This is a genomic window from Agromyces sp. NPDC127015, assembly GCF_042725165.1.
GTDB classification, from domain to species: Bacteria; Actinomycetota; Actinomycetes; order Actinomycetales; family Microbacteriaceae; genus Agromyces; species Agromyces chromiiresistens.
Window position 1 is genome coordinate 203314 of record NZ_JBHXDI010000003.1, and the last position, 12106, is coordinate 215419.

General features: G+C 71.7%; 10 protein-coding genes. 1 reads left to right on the top strand and 9 read right to left on the bottom strand.

What is annotated here, in order from left to right; translation table 11 throughout:
* Positions 1–19: 19 nt before the first annotated feature.
* The 5 genes from ACFWGP_RS10340 to ACFWGP_RS10360 form a co-directional block, all read right to left on the bottom strand.
* A complete protein-coding gene (locus tag ACFWGP_RS10340; RefSeq protein WP_231428723.1) occupies positions 20–418 on the bottom strand; it encodes an L-rhamnose mutarotase in 399 nt (132 codons plus the stop codon).
* Between the two features lie 102 nt (positions 419–520).
* Positions 521–1561: a rhamnose ABC transporter substrate-binding protein gene (gene rhaS, locus ACFWGP_RS10345; protein ID WP_376930857.1), complete on the bottom strand. Its 1041-nt coding sequence runs from the start codon at positions 1559–1561 to the stop codon at positions 521–523.
* A gap of 64 nt (positions 1562–1625) precedes the next feature.
* The gene (locus ACFWGP_RS10350; protein ID WP_231428721.1) at positions 1626–2684 is read right to left on the bottom strand and encodes an ABC transporter permease; all 1059 of its coding nucleotides are present in this window, start codon (positions 2682–2684) and stop codon (positions 1626–1628) included.
* Entirely contained in the window at positions 2681–3703 is a 1023-nt protein-coding gene (locus tag ACFWGP_RS10355) for an ABC transporter permease (RefSeq protein ID WP_231428720.1), read from the bottom strand. Before ACFWGP_RS10355 ends, ACFWGP_RS10350 begins: the two co-directional genes overlap by 4 nt.
* The gene (locus ACFWGP_RS10360) at positions 3700–5229 is read right to left on the bottom strand and encodes a sugar ABC transporter ATP-binding protein (RefSeq protein WP_231432183.1); all 1530 of its coding nucleotides are present in this window, start codon (positions 5227–5229) and stop codon (positions 3700–3702) included. Before ACFWGP_RS10360 ends, ACFWGP_RS10355 begins: the two co-directional genes overlap by 4 nt.
* A gap of 252 nt (positions 5230–5481) precedes the next feature.
* On the opposite strand from ACFWGP_RS10360, the gene ACFWGP_RS10365 reads away from it, so the two are divergent.
* Complete coding sequence (locus ACFWGP_RS10365) at positions 5482–6489, top strand: LacI family DNA-binding transcriptional regulator (protein WP_231428719.1); 1008 nt, start codon at positions 5482–5484, stop codon at positions 6487–6489.
* A gap of 88 nt (positions 6490–6577) precedes the next feature.
* On the opposite strand, the gene ACFWGP_RS10370 is transcribed toward ACFWGP_RS10365, so the two are convergent.
* The 4 genes from ACFWGP_RS10370 to ACFWGP_RS10385 all read right to left on the bottom strand — a co-directional run bounded on the left by ACFWGP_RS10370 (position 6578) and on the right by ACFWGP_RS10385 (position 12075).
* Positions 6578–7663 (bottom strand): LacI family DNA-binding transcriptional regulator, encoded by a 1086-nt coding sequence (locus ACFWGP_RS10370; protein WP_231428718.1) that lies wholly within the window; start codon positions 7661–7663, stop codon positions 6578–6580.
* On the bottom strand, positions 7660–8694 hold the full coding sequence (locus ACFWGP_RS10375) for a DUF2804 domain-containing protein (protein ID WP_376930858.1): 1035 nt from the start codon (positions 8692–8694) through the stop codon (positions 7660–7662). Before ACFWGP_RS10375 ends, ACFWGP_RS10370 begins: the two co-directional genes overlap by 4 nt.
* Before the next feature lie 124 nt (positions 8695–8818).
* Entirely contained in the window at positions 8819–10717 is a 1899-nt protein-coding gene (locus tag ACFWGP_RS10380; RefSeq protein ID WP_376930859.1) for a glycoside hydrolase family 2 protein, read from the bottom strand.
* Positions 10714–12075: an MFS transporter gene (locus tag ACFWGP_RS10385; protein WP_376930860.1), complete on the bottom strand. Its 1362-nt coding sequence runs from the start codon at positions 12073–12075 to the stop codon at positions 10714–10716. Before ACFWGP_RS10385 ends, ACFWGP_RS10380 begins: the two co-directional genes overlap by 4 nt.
* Positions 12076–12106: the final 31 nt, after the last annotated feature.

The window sequence follows — 12106 nt, forward strand, 5'->3', positions numbered from 1 at the left end:
AGGGCGGTCGGATGCCGCGTCAGCGGGTCGTCGGGCTCGCGGGGTCGGCGCCGGTATCGGCGTCGAGCCGTGCGAGCTGGTCTTCGAGGTGGAACACCTCGGGGAGTCGGGGGGCGCCCTGGTCGGGGCGGGTGCCGTCGAGGGCGACGAAGAAGGGGGCCATCTCCGCCTCCCATGCGGCGGTGCGCGGGTCGGCCGCGAGGGCCGCCTGGGATGCCTCGTCGTCATCGGTCTCGTAGGTGCCGATGAGCAGGCCGTCGTCGCGCAGGTACAGCGAGTAGTTGCGCCGGCCCGAGGCCTCGATGGCGCGGAGCATCTCGGGGTCGACCGCGGCGTGCCGTTCGCGGTACTCGTCGAGGCGTGCGGGGTCGACCTGCAGCTGGAAGCAGATGCGCTCGGGGCGCGATTCGGAAGCCATGTCGAGCGCTCCTCTCTTCGGTCTGGTCCGGTCTGTGCCGGGAGGGTGCGGGCCGTGCCGGCCGGTACGGCCCGCACCCTCGTTCAACGGTGTTCCGACGGCTCAGAAGTCGAAGTCGCCGATGTTCTCGGCGTCGAACACGTAGGGGTCGCCGAGCAGCACGACGCCGTCGGCGCCGACCTCGTAGTCGCCGAGCTTGCCGGCCTCGAACGAGTCGCCCTCCTCACCCGTGATCTCGCCCTCGATGAGCGCCTTCGACGCGTACGCGGCGAGGTAGCCGAGGTCGGCCGGGTTCCACAGCGCGAACGAGGTGACGGTGCCGTCCTCGACGTACTCGCGCATCTGGTTCGGGGTGCCGAGGCCGGTCAGCGCGACCTTGCCCTTGTACTCCGAGGTGGAGAGGTAGCGGGCCGCCGCGGCGATGCCGACCGTCGTGGGCGAGATGATGCCCTTGAGGTTCGGGTGCGTCTGCAGCAGTGCCGCGGTCTTGTCGAACGAGGTCTGGTCGTCGTCGTCGCCGTAGACGGTGTCGACGAGCTTCACGTTCGGGTGGTTCGCGGCGAGCTCCTCCTTCATGAGCTCGATCCACGCGTTCTGGTTCGTCGCGTTCGCCGACGCCGACAGGATCGCGATCTCGCCCTCGTCGCCGATCTGCTCGGTGATCTCGTCGACCTGCACCTTGGCGATGCCCTCGGCGGTGGCCTGGTTGATGAACAGGTCGCGGCACTCGGCGTTCGTGTCGGAGTCGAAGGTGACGACCTTGATGCCGGCGTCGCGGGCCTCGTTCAACGCGTCGCAGATGGCCTCGGGGTCGTTCGCCGACACGGCGATCGCGCCGACGCCCTGCTGGGTGAGCGTGTTGATGTAGCTCACCTGCGCGTCGGGCGTCGCCTCGGCGGGGCCGACCTCGGCGAACGTGCCGTCGAACTCGGTGATGGCCTCCTTGGCGCCCGCCGACGAGGTGTCGAAGTACGGGTTGCCGAGGTTCTTCGGCAGGAACGTGATCGCGAGGTTCGCGGAATCGCCGCCGTCGGTCGAGCCGCCGCCGTCGGTGCCGCTGTCGACGGCGCAGCCGGTGAGCACCAGTGCGGCGGCCGCGACGACCGCGGTCAGCGCACCGGCGCGGGTCTTATTCTGAAACATCGTTGTTCTTCCCTTCATCGGATGAGGTCGACGAGTGATCGCCTCGACGGTTCGCGCGGCCCGGTCACCCTGCTGTGGAGGCCTCGATGCGCGGTGTTCCCCCTGGTGCCTTCCGGCGCTTGCGCAGCCAGGCCAGGAAGCTGGTGGCCACCACCGAGAGCACGAGCAGCGCTCCGGTGATGATGTTGATGACGTCGCTCGTGACGTTGGCGAGCCGCAGCGCACTCGAGAGCACGCCGATGAGCAGCACGCCGGCGATGACGCCGTGGATGGCGCCGCGACCGCCGAAGACCGAGACCCCGCCGAGCACGACGGCGGCGATGACCTGCAGTTCGAGGCCCGTCGCGTTGTCGCCGCGGGCGCTGCCGAAGCGCAGCGTGTAGAAGACGCCCGCGAGCGCCGAGATCGTGCCGGCGAGCACGAACAGCACGAACTTCGTGCGCTCGACGTGCACGCCCGAGAACCGGGCCGCCGCCTTCGACAGGCCGATCGCGTAGATGCCGCGGCCGAACGGCGTGAAGTGCAGCAGCACGATGAACACGACGAGCAGCACGAGGAACACGAACAGCACGACCGGAACGTTGCTGCCGCCGACGCGCGCCTTCGCGAGGTCGGTCCAGAAGTCGGGGAAGTCGGTGATCGCGGTCGTGCCGAGCAGGCCCACGGCGAGTCCGCGGAAGAGGGCGAGCGTGCCGATCGTGACCGCGAGCGACGGCAGGCCGACGACGGTCACGAGGAAGCCGTTGACCGCGCCGCACACCGCGCCGGCCACGAGCGCGACGACGGCGGCGACCTCGAACGGCAGTCCGCCCGCGGTGAGCACACCGGTGAGCACGCTCGAGAGGCCGACGATGCTCGCGACCGAGAGGTCGATCTCGCCCGTGATCATGACGAGCGTCATCGGCAGTGCGATGAGCAGGATCGGCATCACGTCGAGCAGCAGGTAGGTGACGGTGATCGGCTGCCCGAATCCGCGCACGGTGGCCGCGGCGACGACCGAGACGAGGACGACGAGCGCGATGATCGCCATCTCGCGGGTGAGCAGCACGCGCTGCCAGAGGGGACGGTCGTAGTCGCGGTAGCTGCGCGCGATCGCGGCGGCCGCGGTGGTCGTGGCGGTCATCGGTCGTCCTCCCTCGCCTCGAGGAGCTTGCGTCTCTGTCGAACGGCGAGCACGCGGTCGAGCACGATGGCGCCGATGATGAGCGCGCCGACGACGGCGCGCTGCCAGAAGTCGGGGATGCCGAGGATCGGCAGGGCCCGGTTGATGGTGAGCAGCAGCCAGGCGCCGATCGCGGCGCCCCACACCGAGCCGACGCCGCCCGTGATGGCGACGCCGCCGATGACGGCCGCGCCGACCGCGTCGAGCTCCCAGCCCGAACCCGCCTGCGAGTTGATCGTGCCGTAGCGGGCGGCGTAGAGCACGCCGGCGAGACCGGCGAGGGCGCCCGAGACGACGAACGCGATGAGCAGGCGGCGGGTCACGCGCAGGCCGTAGAGCTCGGCCGCGGCGGGGTCGGAGCCGATCGCGTAGAACTCGCGGCCGCCGCGGGTGTTCTTCATGATCCAGCCGGTGACGGCGAGCACGACGACGGCGATGATCGTGAGGATCGGGATCCAGAGGATCTGCCCGGTGCCGAGCGCGAGGAAGTCCTTCGGCAGGTCCGACGCGTTGATGCGGTCGCTGCCCGTCCACAGCACGTTGATGCCGCGGTAGGCGTAGAGCGTGCCCAGCGTGATGACCATGGCGGGCACCTTCGCGAACGCGACGAGCGCGCCGTTGACGAGGCCGAGGAGGCCCCCGAACACGACCGCGATCACGAAGACCGCGACGATCGGGATGCCCTGGAGGTCGATGAAGAGCCGGCCCGTGAGGTAGGCGGAGAGGCCGAGGATCGAGCCGACCGAGAGGTCGACGTTGCGGGTGATGATGACGATCGCCTGGCCGATCGCGACGAGCACGAGGATCGACGGGGTCAGCAGCAGGTCGCGCCAGCCGTCGGCGCTGAACAGGAAGTTGGGATTCGCGACCGTCGCCGCGAGGACGACGAGCGCGAGGGCGAGCAGGATACCGAACTCGCGCACGGCGCCGATGGCGTGCAACCGCTTCGTGACGGCGGTCTTCTCGATGGTGGCGGTCACTGGTGGGCTCCCTGGGCGTGGGTCGCGGCGAACATGACGTTCTCGCTCGTCGCGTCGTCGCGGTCGATCTCGGCGGTGATGCGGCCCTCGCGCATGACGAGCACGCGGTCGGCCATGCCGAGCACCTCGGGCAGCTCGGACGAGATCATGAGGATGCCCATGCCGCGGCCCGCGAGCTCGGAGAGCAGCCGGTGCACCTCGGACTTCGTGCCGATGTCGATGCCGCGGGTCGGTTCGTCGATGATGAGCACCCTCGGCTCGGTCGCGAGCCACTTGCCGAGCACGACCTTCTGCTGGTTGCCGCCCGAGAGCGTGCCGGCCACGGTCGACAGCGCGTTCGTCTTGACCTCGAGCCGGCTCGCCCACTCCTTCGCGGCACGGTTCTCCATGCCGGAGGTGATGAGGCCGGCCTTCGCGATCGTCTCGCGGATGGCGAGCGTGACGTTGCGGGCGACGGATGACTCGAGCACGAGCCCCTGCTTGCGGCGGTCTTCGGGAACGAGTGCGAGACCGGCCCGCATCGCGGCATCCGGCCGGTTCTTCGGAATCGCCCGCCCGCCCAGCCGCACCGTGCCCTCGTCGTAGGCGTCGACGCCGAAGACCGCGCGCGCCACCTCGCTGCGGCCGGCGCCGACGAGGCCGGCGAGGCCGACGATCTCGCCCGCGCGGACCGTGAACGAGATGTCGTGGAACAACGGGCTCGACAGCCCCTCAACCTCGAGCAGCGGCTCGCGGATCTCGGCCGGGAGCTTGGGGAAGAGGTCGGTCACGTCGCGGCCGACCATCTGGCGGACCAGCCCGTCGACCGTGGTCTCGCCGATGGGCGTCGTCGCGATGTAGGCGCCGTCGCGCATGACCGTGACGGTGTCGCAGAGCGCGAACACCTCGTCGAAGCGGTGCGAGATGAAGAGGAGCGCGCGGCCCTCGTCGCGCAGGCTGCGGGCGATCTGGAAGAGTCGGTCGACCTCGACGCCCGAGAGCGCGGCGGTCGGCTCGTCCATGATGAGCACGCGCGCGTCGAGCGAGACCGCCTTCGCGATCTCGATGACCTGCTGGTCGGCGATCGAGAGGCCCTCGGCCGGCCGGTCGGGGTCGATGCCGACGCCGAGCCGGGCGAACAGCTGCTCGACCTCGGCGCGCATGGCCTTGCGGTCGATGCGGCCGAACCGGCCGACGGGCTGGCGGCCCATGAAGACGTTCTCGGTGACCGTGAGGTCGGGGAAGAGCGTCGGCTCCTGGTAGATGACCGCGATGCCCGCGGCCTTCGACTGGGCGGTCGAGCCGAAGTCGACCGACTCGCCGTTGAGGCGGAAGTCGCCGGCGTCGCGGCGGTAGAGCCCGGCGACGATCTTCACGAGCGTCGACTTGCCGGCGCCGTTCTCGCCGATGAGCGCGTGGATCGAGCCGCGCTCGAGCCGCAGGCTTCCGGAGCGCAGCGCGACGACGGCGCCGAACGACTTCGCGACGTTCTCGAGTTCGAGCATGGGCGGGGTCGCCGCGGGGGCGGGCGGGGTGTCCGCCGTCATGCGCGGGGTGTCCGACACGGGGGCCTCCTCGTCGAGGTGGGAGCGGGGGGATCGCTCTGCAGTGACTCTGCTATGAATCGATTCAAAATCGATGCATGGTTACTGTAAGGTCAGGTCGCACGAGTGGTCAAGTCACGATATTGAAACGAATCAATATCGCGCGCCGCTCACGGTCCGGATTCGATGTCATGATCGAATCGGTTCAACGCCGAGCGACCCGACGGGGCCGGTGCGAAACGAGGAGGAACGGCCATGGCAGTCAGTGTTCGCGACGTCGCGGCCGCCGCGTCGGTCTCGGTCGGCACCGTCTCGAACGTGCTCAACCGCCCCGACAAGGTGGCCCCCGCGACCGTCGAGCGGGTGCTCGCCGCGATCGAGGAGCTCGGCTTCGTGCGCAACGACGCCGCCCGCCAGCTGCGAGCCGGACGCAGCCGGTCGATCGGCTTCGTCGTGCTCGACGTGCGCAACCCGTTCTTCACGGAGGTCGCCCGCGGCGCCGAGACCCGCGCCGCCGACGCCGGACTGACGGTGCTGCTCGGCACGAGCGACGAGGACATCGAACGCGAACGCGTCTACGTCGACCTCTTCGAGGAGCAGCGCGTGCACGGCGTGCTCATCTCGCCGCTCGCCGACGACCTGCCGAGGCTGCAGCGCCTCCGCGACCGCGGCACCCCGGTCGTGCTCGTCGACCGGCAGGCCCACGACCGCAGCTTCTCGTCGGTCGCGGTCGACGACATCGCCGGTGGCCGGCTCGCCGCCGAGCACCTGCTCGGGCTCGGCCGGCGGCGCATCGCGTTCGTCGGCGGACCCGAGAGCATCCGCCAGGTCGCCGACCGCCTCGAGGGCGCCCGGCGAGCCGTCGCCGAGGTGCCGGATGCCTCGCTCGAGGTCGTGCCCACCGAGAACCTCACCGTGCTGCAGGGGCGTGCCGCGGGCGAGGTGCTGCGCGCGCGCCCCGCGGCCGAGCGGCCCGACGCCGTGTTCGCCGCGAACGACCTGCTCGCGATGGGCGTGCTGCAGGCCCTCGTGATGCGCGGCGACGCGAAGGTGCCCGGCGACATCGCGCTCATCGGCTACGACGACATCGACTTCGCGGCCGCCGCGGTCGTGCCGCTCTCGTCGATCCGGCAGCCCGCCGCCCTCATCGGGCACACCGCCGTCGACCTGCTGCTGCGCGAGGCCGACGCCGACGACGACTTCACGCCCGAGCAGGTGGTGTTCCAGCCCGAACTCGTGGTGCGGGCCTCGACCGCCGGGTGAGGGCAGGGCGCGCCGCGGCGCGCCGGGGCAGCAGTTCGCGCACCGTGACGACGACGAGCTGCGCGTCGGTGCTCTTCACCGGCTGCGGCTACGGCGCCGACTCGCGCACGACGAGCCGGTACGGCGCCTGCTCGACGCGGGGCGGCGCGTGCGGGTCGTCGACGAGGCGCAGCACCGAGGCGACTGCGAGGCGGGCGATCTCGGCGAGGTCGGGCGCGATGCTCGTCAGGGCCGGGGCGGCGTACGCCGACTCTGGGGAGTCGTCCCAGCCGACGACGGCGACCTGCCCCGGCACGTCGACCTCCGCCTCGCGGAACGCGCGCAGCGCACCGATCGCGAGCAGGTCGTTCGCGCAGACGAGCCCGTCGAGGCCGGCGAGCCCCTCGGGCTCCGCGAGCAGCGCCCGCACGCGCGCGTAGCCCTCCTCCCGCGAGTAGTCGCCGTCGGGCGAGGCCGGGTCCCACGGCGAGACCTCGAGCACGTGCCGCGGGTCGGCTTCGAGCTCGGCCGTGCGAAGCGCCTCTCGGAACCCCTCGAGCCGCAGGTCGGCCGCGGCGGCTCCTGACGAGGCATCCGGAACCGTGCCGAGGAAGCCGAGCGCACGGCGACCCGACACGATCAGGTGTGAGGTGGCATCGCGCGACGAGACCACGCTGTCGACGACGACCCGGTCGACGCGGGCGCCGCGGATGCGCTCGCCGAGGACGACGAGCGGAGTACTGCCGCGCGCGGCCTCGAGCTGCGCGTCGCTCAGCGACATCGGACTCAGCACGATGCCGTCGGTGAGCATCGTGCCGAAGCCGCGCGCCGCCCGCAGCTCGCGCTCGGGATCGCCGTGCGTCTCGTCGACGACGACGTCGTAGCCGACCCGCTCGGCCGCGCCCACGACGGCGTGCGCGAGCTGCGCGAAGTACGGCAGCGAGAGGAACGGCACCGAGAGGGTGAGCAGGTTGCTGCGGCCCATCCGCAACTGGCGCGCCGCGAGCTGCGGGCGGTAGCCGACCTCGGCGATCGCGGCCTCGACCCGTCGCTTCGTCGAGTCGCTCACGGGGGCGCCGCCGTTGATGACGTTGGAGACCGTGCGGTACGAGACGCCGGCGATGGCCGCGACATCCTTCAGGGTCGGCCCCGCTGAGCGGCGGCCGCCGACGGCCTTCGGATCGCGTTCGCTCACCAGCGGTTCCGTACGTCCTCGGCCCAGCCGAGCAGCCCGTCGACGGCGATGCGCTCGCCGCCCGCATCGACCCAGCCCGAGTAGTGACCGAAGCACTGGTGCCCGTGCGAGCCGAACACGACGAGCTCGGTCGCGCTCACCCGGTCCCAGAACGGCTCGAACCACAGGTCGGCGTGCTCGCCGCGGATATGCCACGGCGCGAGCCAGTCGTGGATGTCGTAGTCCCAGTCGAGCTCCTCGCTGATCTTGTGCAGACGGCCGTCGACGACGACGGCGTTCTCGGCCGAGCCGGTGCCGTCGGTCCACTTGCCGCCGAGCTGCAGGCCGATCGTGCGGCCGTCGACCTCGCCGGACGCGGCGCCCCAGTTCCAGACCATGCGGTACGGCCAGCGGCCGCGGCCGTGGTCGAGCACCGCCCAGCTCTCGCCCTCGGGCAGGGCGATGCGTTCGACGGGCCGATCGCCCTCGCCGCCGAGCTCGAGCCAGCCGGTCGCGGGTCGCGCGACATCCTTCACCGTGTACTGGAACCGGCGGTCGGACCACGGCACGACCACGCCGAGGCACTCGTGCCCAGCCGGCCGGTGCGCGTCGATCTCGAAGCGCACGCCCTGGGCCGAGCCGCGCAGCAGCGTTCCCGAGCCGTCGGCGCGCTCCTCGATGTCGATCTCGATCGCCTTCGTGCGCGCTCGCGCCGGCCCGCCGCCGAGCGAGGCGGGCAGCGTCGCGCTCGAGCCGAGCGGTGCGATCGCCGCGCGGTCGACGGTCGACCCGTCGCGTCGGTCGTGCACGAGGACGGCGTGCACCGCGGCGTAGTCGATCGACGAGACGGTGAGGGCGATGATGTGGGTCGGCGTCGTGACGGCCCAGTACTCCCACCGCTTGTTGCGGCCCCAGACACGGCGGCCGTCGATGCCCGACGTGTCGTGCAGCGGGGTGCGGGTCCAGCCGACGGCATCGCGGTTCAGCCGGCCGTCGGGCCCGCAGAGGGCGACGGGTGTCGTGAGTTCGCGCTCGACGATGGTGCGGGGCATGGGGTTCCGATCTCGGGTTCGGTGCGGTGGTGGGGGGGCGTGGCGGGGCGGCGTGTCTCGAATCCTCACCTGAGGCTCGCCCCACGTGGGGCGAGCCTCACAGGGGCGACGCCGTGCCGTGTCGTCATGCGGGTTCTGCCTCATGCGGGGCGGGACGCACCTGAGGTTCTCGGGGTGCCGAGGCCCGGCGGGCGGGTTCGGCGAGCTCCGGCGTCGTCGCCGCGGCGAACTCCGCGAACAGCTCGCCGAGCACGTCGCGCACCCGGTCGGCGTCGACCTTCACCACGGTGCGGTCGGCGGTGAGCAGCCCGTTGAGCTCGTCTTCGACGTCGGAGAGCTGGGTGTACACGATGCCCGAGAGCCCGGCCGCGATCGCCGGCAGCACCTCGCGCCGGTGCAGCTCGACGAAGCCGTCGGTCAGGGCGTCGACCGAGCGGTAGCGGCGGTAGCCGAACTCCCTCGGCGAGAACTCGTGACCGGGCAGGCGCAGGCTGTAGCCGCCGTACTCCGACACGACGACCGCGCGGCCGTCGCGCCCCCAGTCGCGTCCGGGCTTCAGCCGCCGGAAGTACACGTGCAGGCTCAGGAGGTCGCCGCCCCCCTGGTCGTGCCAGCCGCTCGCGTGATCGACGACCCGCGACGGGTCGATCTCACGCACCCGCTCCACGGCGTCGAGCGCATCGAACTGCCCCCAGCCCTCGTTGAACGGCACCCACACGACGACGCTCGGCGCGTTCTTCAGCAGTCGCACGGTCGACTCGAGCTCGACGGTGAACTCGGCCCGCCCCGAGGCATCCTGTCGGCCGAACCGCCGATGCCTGCGGTCGTCGAGCCGCACCGGGAGCTTGACCGGCGCCGTGATCACCGCCGGGTTGTAGCGCCGGCCGCCGTTCACCATGTCCTGCCAGACGAGCAGGCCGAGGCGGTCGCAGTGGTGGTACCACCGCAGCGGCTCGATCTTGATGTGCTTGCGCACGGCGTTGAAGCCGAGCGCCTTCATCGACGTCAGGTCGTGCACCATCGCCTCGTCGGAGGGCGGCGTGTAGAGCCCCTCGGGCCAGTAGCCCTGGTCGAGGACGGCCGCGTGGAACACCGGCTCGCCGTTCAGCACGAGCCGTGGCCGCCCGAACGCATCGGGGGCGACGCCGACCGAGCGCATGCCGACGTAGCTCCGCACCAGGTCGTCGCCGAGTCGTACCTCGACGTCGTAGAGGTAGGGGTCGTCGGGGCTCCAGCGCCGCGCCTGCGGCACCGCCAGGGTGAGGGTCGCGCCGGCCGCGCCCTCGGCGCGCGCGACCTCGAGGCCGTCGGCGAGCAGCACGACCGTCGCGACGGGCGGCCCGGCCGGGCCGGTCGCCGTTTCGGTCGCGCCGCCCGTCGGCGGTTCGTGCGGGGTGGATGCCTCGACGACGACCTCGACCGTCTCGTCGTCGAGCCTCGGGCGCAGGTCGAGGCCCGCGACGTGCAGCGCCGGCACCGACTCGATCCAGACGCTCTGCCAGATGCCCGACTGCGCCGTGTACCAGATGCCGCCGCGCTTCAGCGACTGCTTGCCGCGCGAGTGGTACGACGTGTCGCTCGGGTCGACCACGTCGACCACGAGCTCGTGCTCCTCGCCGTCGGCGAGTGCGTCGGTGACGTCGAGCGAGAACGGAAGGTAACCGCCCGCGTGCGCACCGACGAGCACGTCGTCGACGAAGACGCGGCAGCGCTGGTCGACCGCTCCGAAGTGCAGGACGACGCGGTCGACGAGGAACCCCTCGGGCAGGCGCACCGTGCGGCGGTACCAGAGGTGCTCCCCGGGCTGCAGCTGCCGGCCGACGCCCGAGAGCTCGGCCTCGGGGGAGAAGGGCACGAGGATGGCTCCGGCCCACGCCGGCGGTCGGCGATCGTCGACCGTGAAGGCGTGCTCCCACCAGCCGTTGAGGCTGAGGTGGCTGTCGCGCGCGAGCTGCGGGCGGGGGTACTCGGGGAGGACCGCGGCGGGATCGATCGCGTCGGCCCAGGGCGTGCGGCGACTCATCCGGCGTCCTCCGGAGCGGGAGGGAGCGGAGCGCTCGTCCCGGAACCCGACCGCCGCAGCATCCGCCGCCGCAGCACCGCGAGCACGGGCACGGCGAGCAGCACGGCCGCCGCGACCGGGAAGATCTCGGGTCCGGGCACGGGTTGCTCCCGGCCGAGCTCGACGTACGTGTGGGCCGTTCCCGAGATGATCGCAGCCCCGATCGCCGGGCCGATCACCATCGGCAGCATCACGGCCATGATCATGCGAGCACCCTGCACGCCACCCGCGCGGTCGGCGGGGGTGCAGTCGCGCGTCATGGCCGAGACCGCCGCGATCGAGCTCATCATGCCGGCCATCATGAGCGTCGCCGCGACGACGACCCAGGTGAAGTCGCGGGCGAACGACATCGCGACGAGCCCGACCGCGAACACGGCGACCGCGGGCAGCAGGTAGTGCTCCTTGCCGACCCGGTCCATGATGCGACCGCCGACCACGCTCAGCGCCGACGCGAGGATGAGCACGACGCCCAGCACGATCGCCGAGTCGTCGAGCTGCAGCGAGTAGCGCAGGTAGATGAGCACGAAGGGGATGAACACCTGCGAGCTCACGCCGATGACGCACCAGATCGCCAGGGTGATGAACAGCGCCGGCTCGCGGCGCACGGTCGAGGGGCGAAGCCCGTCGACGACCGATCGCCAGACCCCGGACGGCCGCGGCGCGACGCCCCGGTCGCGCACGAGGAACCACGCCGCCGCGCCGGTCGCCGCGGTCGCGCCCCCGACGATCGCGAAGAAGGCGGGCCATTGCCCGGCCTGCGTCATCGGATCGAGCAGGCCGAACACGATCAGCATCGCGACGAGCGGCATCGTCGCGAGCCAGCCGTCGACCCGGCCGCGGTTCGCCGGCACCGTCGAGTCGGTCACCCACGCGGCGAAGGCCGCGTCGTTCGCACCCGAGCCGATGAAGCTCATGATGCAGTCGAGCGCGACGATGGCCACGACGGCGGCGATCACCGCCGGTGCGGCCTCGGCCGCGGCATCCGGTGCGCCGACGAGGCCGAAGGCGGCGGTGACGGCGCCCCAGGCGACGTACCCGGCCGCGATGAGTTCCCGGCGGCGACCGAGCCGGTCGGACCATGCGCCGACCACGAGGGTCGCGACCGTGGCGGCGACGGCGCTCGCCGCCACCATCACGGCGAGCACGGCGGGGTCGGTCGAGATCGTGTCGTAGACGAACACGTTGAGGTACATGTTCTCGATCACCCACGCGAGCTGGCCGACGAGACCCACGAGGATGACGGCGGCCCAGGTGCGGGCGCCGAGCGGATGGGAGGCGCGTGCGGTGCGTGCCGTGGGGGTGTCGGTTCGAGTCGTCATCGTCCTCGGTCGGGTCAGGGTTTCAACGTTG